Raw genomic sequence first — 13,466 nt, 5'->3', positions numbered from 1 at the left:
CCGCACGCGCTCCGAAGGCCCGCGCACCCCATTTGCAGTCGGCCGAATAGCGCTCCGATCACCCCTCGGTAAGCTGACGTCATGACAGGACAAGTGCGTACCGTCGACGGCCGTGTGGCCGGTCGGCGCGGGCAGGCGACGCGGCAGAAGCTGCTCGACTGCCTCAGCGAGATGCTCAGCTCCTCGCCCTACCGCGACGTCAAAGTCATCGACGTCGCGCGGAAGGCGGGCACTTCACCGGCGACCTTCTATCAGTACTTCCCGGACGTCGAGGGCGCCGTCCTGGAGATTGCAGAGCAAATGGCGGCGGAGGGCGCCGGGTTGACGGAACTCCTCGAAGGGCGCTCCTGGGTCGGCAAGGCCGGCTGGCAGACCGCGCAGGAACTCGTGGACGGCTTCCTGGAGTTCTGGCGCAAAAACGACGCCATCCTCCGCGTGGTCGACCTGGGCGCCGCCGAGGGCGACAAACGTTTCTACAAGATCCGTATGAAGATCCTGAACTCCGTGAACAACTCCCTCACGGACACGGTCAAGGAGCTTCAGGCGAAGGGCAAGGTCGACAAGGACGTCAGCCCGGCCGCGATGGCGGGTTCCCTCGTCGCGATGCTCGCGGCGGTGGCCTCGCACCAGAAGGGCTTCCAGTCCTGGGGCGTGAAGCAGGCCGAACTGAAGCCGAACCTCGCCCTGTTGGTGCATCTGGGTGTGACCGGCAAGAAGCCGACCAAGTAGTCCGCCGCACCCCGCGCCGGACGCCGGGTCTTCCAGGCACAAGTCCTGTCACACAGGCGGCAGTTCACTCAGGTGGGCTGCCGCCTGTCGCGCTCCCCGAACTCCCGAAACCCCCGGAACCCCCGGAACCCCCGGAACTCCCGGGTGCCTCCCGCCGGACGATCCGGAACAGCCGGATCTCCCGCTCGACCCGCGCCTGGTAGGTCGCGTACGGCGGCCAGAACTCCAGCAGCGCCTTCCAGACCGTATCCCGCTCCTCGCCCCGCAGAAGATGCGCGGTGACCGGGATGTCCCTGCCCTTCCAGCTCACCTCCGCGTCGGGATGGGCGAGAAGGTTGGCGGTCCAGGCCGGATGGTCCGTACGCCCGAAGTTGGACCCGATCAGAATCCAGCTCGCGCCCTCCCTCCCCTTCCCTCCCTCCGGCATGCAGGCCAGCGGCGTACGCCTGGGCAGTCCGCTCTTCGCGCCGCGCGCGGTGAGGATGACGCCGGGCAGCATCTGGGCGCTGAGCAGCACCTTTCCGCGGGTGAGCCGGTGTACGGCACGGTCCATCGCGGGGATGAGATGGGGCGCGACCTTCGCGAAGGCGGGTGTCGAGGACACCCTCTGCACGATCCGAACTCCTACTCCGGCGCCCATCAGACCGCCACCTCCCCGCCGCCGAACAGCCGGGCCGCGTCCGCCGCGTGCTCCCGCAGCCGGTGCACCGGCCCGAAGAGCAGCTCGTCGCCGGCCGCCCGCTTGAAGTACAGATGCGCCTCGTGCTCCCAGGTGAACCCGATGCCGCCGTGCAGCTGCACGGCCTCGGACGAGGTGATCCGCTGCGCCTCCAGCGCCTGGGCCAGCGCGAGCCCGCCCACGCGTTCCTCCCCGGCGGCCGTCGCCCAGGCCGCGTAGTACGCCGCCGAGCGCGCCGCCTGCACTTGTACGTAGAGGTCGGCGAGCCGGTGCTTCACGGCCTGGAAGGACCCGATCGCACGCCCGAACTGCTCGCGCTGCTTGACGTATTCGACGGTCCGCTCCAGTACGCGGTCGGCGGCACCCACTGCCTCCGCGGCGAGGACGGCGGCGGCCGAGTCACCGACCGAGGCGAGCGCCGCGGCCACATCGGCGGACTCGTCCTCCCCACCGAGCAACTCGGCTTCCACGTCCCGGAGTTGGACCCGCGCCTGCGACCGCGTCTCGTCGAGGGAGGTCAGCCGTACGCGGGTGGCCCCCGCACTCCCGGAACCGTCCTGGACGAGAGAGCCCTGCAGGAGAGAGCCCTGCAGGAGAGAGCCCTGCACGAGAGAATCCCGTACGAGAGGGTCCCGTACAAGAAAGAGCAGAGTCCGTGAGCGGGCGAAGCCTCCGGCGTGCGCGGGCACGAGCAGCAGGCCCGCGCTGTGCCCGTCGAGCACCTGGTCGGCCTGCCCGTACAGCCGCCACCCGCCGTCGGTCCGCCGCGCCTGTACGCCTCCCGCGCGGCCGCCGCCCGCCCAGTCACCGCGGTTGTCGCCGGTAAGCCCGAGGGCGGTGGTCAGGCTCGCGCCCGACACCGCGAGCGCGGCGGTGAGTTCGCCGGAGGCGATCCGGGGCAGCAGCGCGGCCCGCTGGTCCTCGGTCCCGAGGGCCAGCAGCAGGGGCGCGCTCAGCACGGCCGTGGCGAGAAGCGGCGAGGGTGCGAGCGTCCGTCCCAACTCCTCACTGGCGAGGGCGAGTTCGGTGACGGAGCAGCCGACCCCTCCGTACGCCTCGGGAAACGCGAGCCCGGGCAGCCCGAGTTGCTGCGCGAGGGTCTCCCAGAGCGCGGAGTCGTACCCGCCCTCGGTCCGCACGGCGGTCCTGACCTCCTCCGGACCACAGCGTTTGAGCAGGAGCTCACGGAGGGTGCGGCGGATCTCGTCCTGCTCCGCGGTGAAGGTGGCGTCCATGGGCAGCACACTCCTTCGCATCTGACGGCGCGTCATGTTAGAGCGGTGGCGGCCAGATGCACAGAGGCGCGACGACTCGTACACCGCCTGCCGAGGGCACCGGATCTGATGTACCGTCAGATTCATGACACGGTGTGGGCGGAAGGTGGCGGTCGTCGGCGTGTCCCTCTCCGACTGCGGCCGCGTGGACGAGGCGACGCCGTACGCGCTCCATGCCCAGGCAGCCCGCCGGGCCCTGGCCGACTCGGGCCTGGACCGCACGGTGATCGACGGCTTCGCCTCGGCGGGCCTCGGCACGCTGGCACCGGTCGAGGTGGCCGAGTATCTGGGCCTGCGGCCCACCTGGGTCGACTCCACCTCCGTCGGCGGCTCCACCTGGGAGGTCATGGCGGCCCACGCGGCGGACGCGATCGCCGCCGGGCACGCCAACGCGGTCCTCCTGGTGTACGGGTCCACGGCCCGCGCGGACATCAAGGCGGGCCGCCGCACGGGCAACCTCTCCTTCGGCGCCCGTGGCCCCCTGCAGTTCGAAGTCCCGTACGGCCACACGCTGATCGCCAAGTACGCGATGGCCGCGCGCCGCCACATGCACGAATACGGCACAACGCTGGAGCAGTTGGCGTCGGTGGCGGTGCAGGCGCGGGCCAACGCGGCACTGAATCCCGACGCGATGTTCCGGGACCCGATCACGGTCGACGACGTCCTCTCGGGCCCGATGATCGCGGACCCCTTCACCAAGCTGCACTGCTGCATACGCTCCGACGGCGGGGCGGCGGTCCTGCTCGCGGCCGAGGAATACGTCCAGGACTGCCGTACGGCTCCCGTCTGGGTCCTCGGCACCGGGGAGCACGTCTCCCACACGACGATGTCGGAGTGGCCCGACTTCACGGTGTCACCGGCGGCGGTGAGCGGCCGAACGGCCTTCCAGCGGGCGGGGGTTGCTCCGCAGGACATCGACTTCGCCGAGATCTACGACGCCTTCACCTACATGACCCTGGTGACGCTGGAGGACCTCGGCTTCTGCGCGAAGGGCGAGGGGGGTGAGTTCGTGGCGAAGGACCGCCTGAAGGTCGTCGGCGGCGACTTCCCGGTCAACACCGACGGAGGCGGCCTCTCGGCCCAGCACCCCGGCATGCGGGGCCTGTTCCTCCTCGTGGAGGCCGTCCACCAACTCCGCGGCGAGGCAGGCACCCGCCAGATCCACCGCCCGGACGGCCACCTCCCCGAACTGGCCGTGGCCTCGGGAACGGGCGGCTGGTTCTGCTCGTCGGCAACGGTGGTACTTGGGCGATCACCGTCCTAGTCCGACCTGCGGCCCGGTGGGGGCTGGTCGGTCAACTCTGTGTCGTCGGGTAGACGGCGAGGGAGGAAGAAACTAATCGGCGAAACCCGCGACCGGCGATCCGATCCGCGATCCGAAGCTCATGATCCGACCGCGAACGCCGCGGGGGTGAGGACACGGTTCGGCAGGCGTGTCGGTACGGGGACCACTCGGTGCCGGACCACGGCAACCTCGCGGCCGAAGGACCGATCCCGGCCGCCCGCGAAGACGAACAGCCGCAGCACCAGGAAGCGGCCTATGCCGGCGAGCCCGGAGGCGCTGAGGTAGACGACCTGCTCCGTGAGCATCCCGGGCGACGACTGCACGAGGTGCAGGATCAGCATCGCGAGGGAGGTCACCGCGTACGCCGCCGCGGCCGACCCGGCGGACTGCCAGTGCCGGCGCCAGCCGGCCCGCTTACCGGTCCCGAAGGTGAAGAGCGCGTGCAGCTCGGTGCAGAGGACGGTCGAGACGACGGTGATGACCGCGTTCGCCACCACCCAGGGCATCGTCCCGGCCAGCAGGGCCACCGCACCGCTGGAGAGGACCCCGATCCCGCCGCCGCACACCACGAACCGGACGAAGGAGGCGAACGGCCCCGGAGCAGCTTCGCCCACCGTCTTCGCCTGCTGCGCGAGCTGCGGCTTCATGGGGATTTCCTTCCGGGCGGCGGGGCCTTGAACCCCTGCGATCAACTGGGTTCAACAATGCCGTCGCCCGCCCGCACCGACGAGACAGCCCACACCCGAACCCATGGTGGTGCTGGCTCCACCATGGAAGGGGGGTACGCCCGCCGTGCGGCCCCGAACGCCTCCGCGCGGCAGGGCATATCCGGATCGCGGAACCGGAATACGAAACTGGACAGAACACGCTGAAACAGCAAAGGGAAGCACCACCGACCGCAATCCGGAGGACCCGCATGGCCCTGACCCGTGAAGAGCGAGAAACGTTCCTGAAAGAGCCGCACATCGCCGCGTTCGCGGTCGACGCCGGGGCGGGCCGCGCCCCGCTCACGGTGCCGATCTGGTACCAGTACGAGCCCGACGGCACCGTATGGATCCTGATCCAGACGGACTCCCGCAAGAACCAACTACTCAGTGCGGCGGGCCGGTTCTCCCTCATGGTCGACCGGGTCGAACCCACCATCCGGTACGTGTCCGTCGAGGGCCCGGTCCTCGACACGACCCCCGCCACCCGCGAGCAGCTCCACGAGATCTCGGCCCGCTACCTCCCGGCCGACAAGGTCGACGGGTACGTCGACTTCTCCTGGAAGGAGCACGGCACCCAGGTGGTCGTCCGGATGCGCCCCGAACACTGGCTCTCGTCGGACCTCGGGGCGGTCTGAGCCGGAGGCAGGCGCGACAATCGCCCCATGAGCACCGAGTCCTCCTCGTCCCCGCCCCCCTCCGAGTTCGTACGGCTGCTGAGGGCCCAGCGGGTCTGGGACACCGAACTGCCCCGCTTCACCCCCGACACCGCCCCGGCGGAACCGTTGCCGCTGTTCGAGCAGTGGTTCGCGGAGGCGGTGGCGGCCGGGCAGACCGAACCGCACACGATGTCCCTGGCCACGGCGGACGAGGAGGGCAGGCCCGACGTGCGGATCGTGATGCTGCACGGCGCCGACGAGGAGGGCTGGCACTTCGCGTCGCACGCGGGCAGCCGCAAGGGACGGCAGCTGGCGGCCCGGCCGTACGCGGCGCTCGGCTTCTACTGGCCCGTGCAGGGCCGGCAGATCCGGGTGCGCGGCCGGGTGACCGTCGCCCCGCCCGAGGTCGCCCACGCCGACCTGCACGCCCGCTCGACCGGCGCGCTCGCCTCCGCGCTGGTGGGCCGCCAGAGCGAAGTCCTCGGCTCCTCCGAGGAGTTGGAGCGGGCGTCGGCGGCCGCCTGGCTGCGGGCCCAGCGCGAGCCGGACGCCGCCGCGCCCTCATGGACGGTGTACGTCCTCGCCCCTGACGAGGTCGAGTTCTTCCAGGGCGACCCCCACCGCCGCCACGTCCGCCTCGCCTACCGCCGAGCCGACTCCACTTGGCACAGCGAACTCCTGTGGCCGTAGCCCCGGCGGGGTACGTCCTGCGGCTGCGGGTGGGTGGGGGCTGATCGCGCAGTTCCCCGCGCCCCTTAAAAGACAAAAGCCAGGGGCGCAGCCCCGCTTTTAGGGGCGCGGGGAACTGCGCGCTCAGCCAAAACGCACCTGCAGCCGCGCTCACGACCCAAGCCCCCTGCCCGGGGCGTCACAGAACAAAAGAATCCGTGGCGAGCCGCGCATGCAGATGCACATCCCGAAACGCATCCTGCCGCCCCGCCTCGAACATCGCCCCCCGCAACGTCCCCTCGGACAGAAACCCACACCGCCCGGCAACCCGGCACGACGCATCGTGCCCAACCGCATGCCCCAGCTCCAGCCGATGCAGCCCGAGCCCCTCGAACCCCCACCGCCCGGCCAGCGCCAGCGAACGCGTCGCGACCTGCCGCCCCCGCGCCTCCGGCAGCACCCAGTAGCCGACCCGCGCGACGCGTATGACGTGGTCGATGTCGTTGACCCCGATGTGCCCGAGCGTCACGCCGCTCTCCGCGTCGGTGACACGGAAGGACGCCCCGACACCTTCCGCCGCAGCCTTGGCCCGGGCCCGCAGCGACTCCCGCGCACCGGCCAGGTCCTCGATCGCCCTCAGCGGGGTGTTCCACCGCTTGAACTCGGGGTCGGAACACCCCCGCAGCCAGGCCTCGACATCCGAGTCGGCCTCCGCGTCCCACGGCCGCAGCCGCAGACCGTGACCATGGAGTTCGGGAAAGGGAAGGGCACCGTGGGACTCGTACAAGTCGGTCATCTGTCCATTCAACAACGGTCGCCCGTACTAGGCGGAAGCGGGCCGGAACACAGGAACCACAACCCCGACCGCACCCTCCGCACCCTCCGCTCCCGCCGCTCCCTCCGCCTCCTCCGCCCGGAAGGCCACCTCCAGCGCCATCCCCACCCGCAGTGACTCCTCCCCGCACCCCACCACCTCGGTCATCATCCGCGGCCCCTCCGCGAGATCGACGACGGCGGCGACGTACGGCGTGCGGGAGCCGAAGGGCGGCAGGTCGTTGCGGTGGACGACGGACCAGGTGTAGAGCGTGGCGCGGCCGCTCGCCCGTTCCCAGGTGACGTCCTCGCTCCAGCAGCGCGGGCAGAACTCGCGGGGGTAGTGGTGGGCGCGCCCGCACGCCCCGCACCGGCGCAGCAGCAGCCGCCCCTCGGCGGCCGCGTCCCAGTACGGCCGAGTGAACCCGTCGACCTCAGGCAGATCGAACCGCGCCCCGCTCACGCCGGCACCCCCATCAGAAGAGGCCCACCGCGCTGTCCAGCGACCACGTCTGCCAGGACATCGCGAAGAGGGCGACCAGGGAGATCAGCGCCATCATCGCGTTCTGCCCCTGCTCGGCCCAGTCGTGGATCATCAGCACGAGGTAGAGGAGGTTGAGGAGCAGCCCGCCGACCAGGGCGATCGGGGTCAGGAAGCCCACGACCAGGCCGAGCCCGAGGGCGAGTTCCGCGTACACGACGACGTACGCCATCGTGCGCGGCCGCGGCGCGACCACGACCTCGAAGCCGCTGCGCACGGTGTTCCACCGGTGCTTGGCCGCGACGTCCGACGCCCACGCGATCCCGGTCCCACGCTCGAACCAGCCCTTCTTGTCCTTGTGCCGCCAGCTCTCCAGCCACCACAGCCCGAGGCCGATACGGAGCACGGCGACCCATTCCGCCCCGGTGAGCCAGATCGTGTCCATGAACTCCCCTGCCGCCGAACGGGATCTGACGGTACGTCAGTTCAGCGTACGGACGACGTACGCGCAAGAGCCGTACGCCACTGATCCGCCGGCAGGATCTAGAACAGCACTCCGGTGGGCATCGCCCGCCCGTACAGCTCGTCGAGGCCGACAAGCAGTACGCCACCTCGCGCGGCTTCGACGCGCAGCGCGTCGGTGAAGCCTGCGGCGCTGAAGCACGCCAGCCCGCAGCGCGTGGTGTCCATCCCCCGACCGGCGAGCAGTTCCCTGGCCCGGCCGAGCCGCTCAAGATGACCGACCCCCATGACGGTCCCCCATTTCACCTCGCCGAGCAGAGCAACCGACGGCCTGCTCCCCCCCGACCCCGGTTCGACCACCGCCACGTCGATCTGAATCTGCCGACGCTCCTTGGGGTCGGTCACTACACCGCCGCCCACTTCGCCGAGAGACGTACTCAGCAGGGACCGCCCAGGTCCGAGCACATACTCACGGCACATCGCCTCGAAGTGAGGCCCGGCCACCTGCGCGGCAAAACGCTCCGCCGCCTGCCCCCACACCTCCGTGGCCTGACCGCTTTCCAGTCGCGCCCAGGAGGGACGCATGACTGCCTCATAGAAGTTGATCAGCGGTTCGGTGATGCGGTACTGCGACTTCCCGGCACGAAAGACATCCAGCTCCCGCATCAGTAGGTGGCTGTCCTCCAAGACGTTGAGCGGATGCGAGATGTCGACCGATTTGCGGCCGATGTAACCCGCGATGCCGCCGCGCGTCGTATTGCCCTGCGCCACGGCGGCCAGGACCGAGTGGTACAGCGCCGTGTCGCGGATGTCTGCTTCCTCGGCAAGCAAGTACCGCGCTTCACGGAAAAGAGGGCTGAACGGAGAGAGAACCGTGCGACAGATCCAGTCGTCGAAGTCGCGGAGGCTCTCGGGAACATCGTCCGCCAGGAACTGGCGACGGTATGCGGGGGTACCTCCGACAACAGCATGCAGCCGGGCGGCGAGCGCCGGGTCGGTAACGCTCCAGAAGTCCATGGCCGCCCGATACCCGAAGGGCCGCACGACGAGTTCCAGCTGCGCCCGGCCTCGCAGGGGCGCGGTACTGGCCAAGAGACCACCCATGACGGACATCGCCGAACCACACAGGAGCAGCCTCATGCGGCTCTCCTCCACCTGGAAGCGGTCGATCTCGCGCTGGATGAGCGACGGGAGCTCCGGAGCGACCTTGGCCAGGTACGGGAACTCGTCGATGACCACGAGGAACGGGGCGTCCGGCGCCGACCCCGCCGAGGCGCCGCTCTTTCCGCGGGCGGCCTGCCCGAAGAGATAGGAGACCGCGTCGTCCCAGGTGGCGAAGGAGAAAGCCACCGGGGAACCCACGTGTTCGGCCAGGGCGGCACTGAACTGACGAAGGGACTCCGCCTCGGTTCCCGCCGTGGCGCCGAAGTAGAAGCCTCCACACTGCTCGACGAGAGCCCGCAGGAGATAGGTCTTACCCATGCGCCGCCTACCGCTGACGATGCCGAGCATGGCGTGCGGCAGGGGGCGGCCCACAAACGCGGTGAGCCCGTCCCATTCGGCGCCGCGATCGTAGACGCGCGACGGCTTGCCGGGCATTGCCTGATGCTGCACTTCAACTCCTTAGGAATGAACCCCTAAGGAGTGTACCCCTAGGGAGGAGGTGAGCCATCAGGACAAGACAGTCACGATCGCAAGCCCAAGAGTCGCCGCTCCCAGGAAAGCCGTTCCTCCCGCCGCGAGCGCGCGCGCCGCCCCCTGACCCAGCACCCAGAACACGCCGGCGGCCGCACCGCCGACGACAACGGCACCAAGCATGATGATCGCCACCCACACCCCCCTGAGCCCACCACCATCGCCCCCCATGAGTCACTCCCTCCCTCGAAGACCAACCGTCCATCATCGAGAAGGAGCGTAGGGGAGAGCTTCAACACTCTCAAGCTTTTACGACACTCTCGCGGTGATAACCTCGGGTCGAATCACCATTGGTGAATCGACCGTGCTGGTTTGCCGACCGGGAGGGGCGCATGTCCGCCAACAATGTCCTGGCCGAGGACCTGCGACGACTGGCCGACGGCATCGAGCAGGATCTGCACGCGCGGGTCCCCGCCTTCTCGGCCGCCGAGGAACTGCGCGCCGAGTACGAGACGGCGAGGGACCACGGCCTCACGTCCGAGACCTGGCAGGGATGGCTGGACGCCCAGGTTTGCCGGACCGCGACCGCATGGGTGCTCGCGACCGCGATGATCCGGTTCTGCGAGGACAACAGGCTGCTCGACCTGTCCTTCGCCACTGTTTCGGCGGACAGCGCGGACGAAGCCTTCTACGCAGCCCGTCCCCACGCGTCGGCCGGCGACCTGATCGCCCACGCCGTCGACCGGCTCCGCGCACACCCCACCATGGCATTGGTGTTCGACAGGACCAGTCATCCCCTGTGGCGGATGCGGCCCAGCCACGATGCGTGCGAGGCGCTGCTCTCCTTCTGGCGCCGCCGGACTCCGGACGGCACCCTCGTACACGACTTCACCGACACCGCACGTTCCACCGAGTTCCTGGCGGATCTGCACTCGGCGATCGACGAGCGTGCGCGCAAGGCGTACGCCCAAGTCCCCACCCCCTCCTTCGTCGTCAGCCTGATCCACGACCTCACGCTCGATCCGGCCATGGCCGAACACGCCTCCGACGCGGCAGGGCTGGCCGGCTTCCGGATCATCGACCCGGCCTGCGGGTCGGGCGCGTTCCTGCTCGACGCGTACGAGCGGCTGTTCCGGCGGTGGTCCGAGACCAGACCGGAGATGAGCCCGTGGCAGCGGGCGGCGAGAGCTCTGCGGTCCCTGCACGGCTGCGACATCGACCCGTGCGCCGTGAGCGTGACACGCTTCCGCCTGCTGCTGGCCGCGATGGACAGCACCGGAGAGCGGCGACTCGACAACGTTCCGGACCTGCCGCTGATAGTCGCGACGGGTGACTCTCTCCTGCACGGCCGTCCCGGCATACACACCGGGCCGGCGCCGAGGAAACCCGGTGGGACGACCGACGTCGACGAATACGCCGATCGTCATGGGCTCCTCCGCCCTGCCTCCTACCACGCGGTGACGACCAACCCGCCGTACATCACCGTCAAGGACAAGGCGACGTTCACGGCCTACCGGGACCTGTACGAGAGCTGCAGCGGGCCCTACACCCTCTCCGTCCCGTTCACCGAACTCGCCTTCGGCCTCGCACTGCCGGGCGAGACGGCGGGCCATGTCGGCCTTCTGGCGTCCAACTCCTTCATGAAGCGCGAATTCGGCCGGAACCTCATCGAACGCGTCCTGCCGAGGGTGCAGATCTCACACGTCATCGACACGTCCGGGGCGTACATCCCGGGACACGGCACGCCGACCGCCGTCCTTGTGGGGCGGAACCGTGTACCTGATTCCAGCGTGCCCGTTCACGTGGTCGTGGGCCGTCGGGGCGAACCCTCGGTACCGATGGTGCCTGGCGAGGGGCATGTCTGGCGGTCGCTGCGGGACCTGGCGTTCCAGGCCGGGGCCATGAGTGAGTGGGCGGAGTCCTATCTTCAGGACCGCGAGCAGCTGCACGTCTTCCCCTGGAGTCTTACGCCGTCGGCAGCCCGAGCCGTGCTGCGCCGCATGGAGTCGGGAGAACTGCTCGGTGAACGCGTCGTCCGCATCGGATACGCCGCCAACACCGGATCCGATGACCTTTTCTGCGCCACCGCCCACTCCCTCCGACGCCTCGGAACCGAGGAATCCGCCACTGTCCCGGTGCTGACCGGTTCCGAGGTGCGGGACTGGTCGGCACACCCGGAGCTCAAGGCGTTCTTCCCCCGTGCCGAGGACATCCGGGAACCGGTCGATCTGCGGCAGCTGCCCGGACACCACCGGCGCCTGTGGCCGTACCGGACGGTACTGCGGGAGATGCGTCGGAAACGGGGCGCGAAGAAGGAGTCACCGTGGTACGACTGGCACCAGATCACGTCCGGTTGGGACATGCATCCGTGGTCCATCGTCTTTCCCTGGGTGGCCACACACCCTCACTTCAGCCTTCTCCGGGATCCCGTCGTCCCGCTCAACTCGGCGCCGGTGATCAAGCTGCCGCCGAGCGACACGCAGGACTCCCACCTCGAACTCCTCGGTGCCCTCAACAGTTCGGCCGTGTGTTTCTGGCTCAAGCAGATGAGCCAGAGCAAGGGACAGCCCCGTATCGATCAGCTCCGAGGCGGTGAGGCCTGGGAGAAAATCTACGAGTTCACCTCCACCCGGCTCCTCGACCTGCCGCTTCCCACCGCGTTCCCTGTCGTTGAGGCGAGGGAACTGGATCGCCTGGCGGCCGAGTCCAGCCACGTCCTGTGGGAGCTCGCAGACACGAACACCCGGATCACCGATCAGCTCCTCGCCTCGGCCAAGCGCCGGTGGCTCTCACTCAGGTCACGAATGATCGCGATCCAGGAGGAACTCGACTGGAAGACGTACACCCTCTACGGCCTGATCTCCGACAGCGAACACCTGACCGCTGCCCCGTCGGAGGACGTGCCCGAGGCCGCTCTCGGCGAGCGGGCCTTCGAAATCGTGCTGGCCAGGAGAGTCGAGGCAGGCGAGGCCCGGACGGCGTGGTTCGACCGCCACGCGACGGCACCTGTGACCGACATCCCCGAGCACTGGCCCCGGGCATACCGAGACCTGGTGGAACGCCGCGTGAACGCCATCCAGGAGAACACCTCCCTGGCGTTGCTGGAGCAGCCCGAGTACAAGCGCCGCTGGTCCACTCCACCCTGGGACGCCGTGGTCCTCGACATCCTGCACGAACGCCTGCTCGACCACTGCGAGTCGTCCCGGCTGTGGTGTGAGACCTCCCCTCGGGGACGACACCCCGTCGCCCGGACGGTTCGGGAACTGGCCGAACTCCTGGAAAAGGACAAGGGCTTCACCGAACTGGCGGCGCTCTACGCCCCCGGGGCAGGCACAGCCGAGGTCCTTCTGGAACTCCTCGCCGACGAGCACGTGCCTCAAGCAGCACCCCTCCGGTACAAGACATCGGGCCTGCGCAAACGACAGCAGTGGGAGGAACTGTGGGAGGCCCAGCGCCAGGACGACAGAAAAGGGCTCACCGACTCCGACGTACGCCACCCGATCCCGCCGCGCTTCACGCCCGGTGACTTCTTCAGGCCGTCGTACTGGAAGCGGCGCGGCAAGTTCGACGTCCCCAACGAGCGTTTCATCTCGTTCGGGGCGTCCGTCTCGCCCTTGTCACCCACAACGCCGATCGGCTGGGCGGGCTGGAATGCCCACGAGCGAGCACTCGTGATCTGCGACCTGCTCGAAGCCGACTCCCACGCGCACGCGCATCGCCCGGAGTCCGCCCTGCCGTTGCTCACGGCGTTCGCCGAGGTCCTCCCGTGGGCCGCCGCCCCCGCCCGCGAATTCGCGCCCACCACGCCATCGGACGACGAAGCTCTTCGGCGTACCTACGAGAAGCACCTCACCCGGTTGGGCCTGTCGGCCAAGGAAGTGAGCTCCTGGCGCCCTCCCGCACCAAGACGAGGCAGGCCACGCAAGGGCGCATAGCGTCGCGCGCCCCCCTGAGCGCGCCTCCCCAACCTCGCACGTTCCGTGGCGCCTACGCCACGAGTCCCACACACCCCTCCTACAGCCGTGATCAATCCGCAACCAATTCCGGGCTTGACCGAGACCCATCAAGTGACTAGA

General features: G+C 69.3%; 12 protein-coding genes and 1 pseudogene. 5 read left to right on the top strand and 8 right to left on the bottom strand.

Going from position 1 to position 13,466, the window contains the following annotated elements; genetic code table 11:
* Positions 1-81: 81 nt before the first annotated feature.
* Positions 82-729, top strand: coding sequence for a TetR family transcriptional regulator (locus ACFWXQ_RS36520; RefSeq protein ID WP_079052949.1), 648 nt, complete (start codon positions 82-84; stop codon positions 727-729).
* Positions 730-880: 151 nt separating this feature from the next.
* On the opposite strand, the pseudogene ACFWXQ_RS36515 reads toward ACFWXQ_RS36520, so the two are convergent.
* Positions 881-1,369, bottom strand: a pseudogene (locus ACFWXQ_RS36515) (nitroreductase family deazaflavin-dependent oxidoreductase); the annotation flags it as partial.
* Positions 1,369-2,643 (bottom strand): acyl-CoA dehydrogenase family protein, encoded by a 1,275-nt coding sequence (locus ACFWXQ_RS36510; RefSeq protein WP_383952691.1) that lies wholly within the window; start codon positions 2,641-2,643, stop codon positions 1,369-1,371. The gene ACFWXQ_RS36510 and the pseudogene ACFWXQ_RS36515, both read right to left, overlap by 1 nt.
* A gap of 124 nt (positions 2,644-2,767) precedes the next feature.
* Between ACFWXQ_RS36510 and ACFWXQ_RS36505 the strand changes: the two genes are divergently transcribed.
* Complete coding sequence (locus tag ACFWXQ_RS36505) at positions 2,768-3,946, top strand: acetyl-CoA acetyltransferase (RefSeq protein WP_383952693.1); 1,179 nt, start codon at positions 2,768-2,770, stop codon at positions 3,944-3,946.
* 119 nt (positions 3,947-4,065) lie between these two features.
* Here the strand turns inward: ACFWXQ_RS36505 and ACFWXQ_RS36500 are convergent, their stop codons facing one another.
* Positions 4,066-4,614 (bottom strand): GtrA family protein, encoded by a 549-nt coding sequence (locus ACFWXQ_RS36500; RefSeq protein WP_383952695.1) that lies wholly within the window; start codon positions 4,612-4,614, stop codon positions 4,066-4,068.
* 269 nt (positions 4,615-4,883) lie between these two features.
* Here ACFWXQ_RS36500 and ACFWXQ_RS36495 point away from each other — a divergent pair, with 269 nt between their 5' ends.
* Positions 4,884-5,309 (top strand): pyridoxamine 5'-phosphate oxidase family protein, encoded by a 426-nt coding sequence (locus ACFWXQ_RS36495; RefSeq protein ID WP_383952697.1) that lies wholly within the window; start codon positions 4,884-4,886, stop codon positions 5,307-5,309.
* Positions 5,310-5,336: 27 nt separating this feature from the next.
* Positions 5,337-6,020 carry a pyridoxal 5'-phosphate synthase gene (locus ACFWXQ_RS36490; protein WP_383952699.1) on the top strand — a complete coding sequence of 228 codons (684 nt, stop codon included), beginning with the start codon at positions 5,337-5,339 and terminating at the stop codon, positions 6,018-6,020.
* Positions 6,021-6,198: 178 nt separating this feature from the next.
* Here ACFWXQ_RS36490 and ACFWXQ_RS36485 read toward each other — a convergent pair whose 3' ends face one another.
* The 5 genes from ACFWXQ_RS36485 to ACFWXQ_RS36465 all read right to left on the bottom strand — a co-directional run bounded on the left by ACFWXQ_RS36485 (position 6,199) and on the right by ACFWXQ_RS36465 (position 9,585).
* Positions 6,199-6,795, bottom strand: coding sequence for a GNAT family N-acetyltransferase (locus ACFWXQ_RS36485; protein WP_383945732.1), 597 nt, complete (start codon positions 6,793-6,795; stop codon positions 6,199-6,201).
* Between the two features lie 27 nt (positions 6,796-6,822).
* Complete coding sequence (locus ACFWXQ_RS36480; protein WP_383945728.1) at positions 6,823-7,275, bottom strand: Zn-ribbon domain-containing OB-fold protein; 453 nt, start codon at positions 7,273-7,275, stop codon at positions 6,823-6,825.
* 13 nt (positions 7,276-7,288) lie between these two features.
* Positions 7,289-7,738, bottom strand: a complete 450-nt coding sequence (locus ACFWXQ_RS36475; RefSeq protein ID WP_383945725.1) for a DoxX family protein — start codon at positions 7,736-7,738, stop codon at positions 7,289-7,291.
* Between the two features lie 98 nt (positions 7,739-7,836).
* The gene (locus ACFWXQ_RS36470) at positions 7,837-9,354 is read right to left on the bottom strand and encodes an ATP-binding protein (protein WP_383945722.1); all 1,518 of its coding nucleotides are present in this window, start codon (positions 9,352-9,354) and stop codon (positions 7,837-7,839) included.
* 72 nt (positions 9,355-9,426) lie between these two features.
* Positions 9,427-9,585, bottom strand: a complete 159-nt coding sequence (locus tag ACFWXQ_RS36465) for a hypothetical protein (RefSeq protein WP_383945719.1) — start codon at positions 9,583-9,585, stop codon at positions 9,427-9,429.
* 197 nt (positions 9,586-9,782) lie between these two features.
* Between ACFWXQ_RS36465 and pglX the strand changes: the two genes are divergently transcribed.
* Positions 9,783-13,325 (top strand): BREX-2 system adenine-specific DNA-methyltransferase PglX, encoded by a 3,543-nt coding sequence (pglX, locus tag ACFWXQ_RS36460; protein WP_383945716.1) that lies wholly within the window; start codon positions 9,783-9,785, stop codon positions 13,323-13,325.
* Positions 13,326-13,466 lie beyond the last annotated feature (141 nt).

The sequence above is a fragment of the Streptomyces sp. NPDC058697 genome (assembly GCF_042715345.1).
GTDB lineage: Bacteria > Actinomycetota > Actinomycetes > Streptomycetales > Streptomycetaceae > Streptomyces > Streptomyces liliifuscus.
Note: the sequence above shows the minus strand (reverse complement) of the source record. Positions and strands in the feature narration are given on the sequence as shown.

Bases quoted from the DNA above. Each gene is read 5' to 3' on its own strand.
- ACFWXQ_RS36520 (WP_079052949.1), top strand. From the start codon at position 82: ATGACAGGACAAGTGCGTACCGTCGACGGCCGTGTGGCCGGTCGGCGC.
- ACFWXQ_RS36510 (WP_383952691.1), bottom strand. From the start codon at position 2,643: ATGGACGCCACCTTCACCGCGGAGCAGGACGAGATCCGCCGCACCCTC.
- ACFWXQ_RS36505 (WP_383952693.1), top strand. From the start codon at position 2,768: ATGACACGGTGTGGGCGGAAGGTGGCGGTCGTCGGCGTGTCCCTCTCC.
- ACFWXQ_RS36500 (WP_383952695.1), bottom strand. From the start codon at position 4,614: ATGAAGCCGCAGCTCGCGCAGCAGGCGAAGACGGTGGGCGAAGCTGCT.
- ACFWXQ_RS36495 (WP_383952697.1), top strand. From the start codon at position 4,884: ATGGCCCTGACCCGTGAAGAGCGAGAAACGTTCCTGAAAGAGCCGCAC.
- ACFWXQ_RS36490 (WP_383952699.1), top strand. From the start codon at position 5,337: ATGAGCACCGAGTCCTCCTCGTCCCCGCCCCCCTCCGAGTTCGTACGG.
- ACFWXQ_RS36485 (WP_383945732.1), bottom strand. From the start codon at position 6,795: ATGACCGACTTGTACGAGTCCCACGGTGCCCTTCCCTTTCCCGAACTC.
- ACFWXQ_RS36475 (WP_383945725.1), bottom strand. From the start codon at position 7,738: ATGGACACGATCTGGCTCACCGGGGCGGAATGGGTCGCCGTGCTCCGT.
- ACFWXQ_RS36470 (WP_383945722.1), bottom strand. From the start codon at position 9,354: ATGCCCGGCAAGCCGTCGCGCGTCTACGATCGCGGCGCCGAATGGGAC.
- pglX (WP_383945716.1), top strand. From the start codon at position 9,783: ATGTCCGCCAACAATGTCCTGGCCGAGGACCTGCGACGACTGGCCGAC.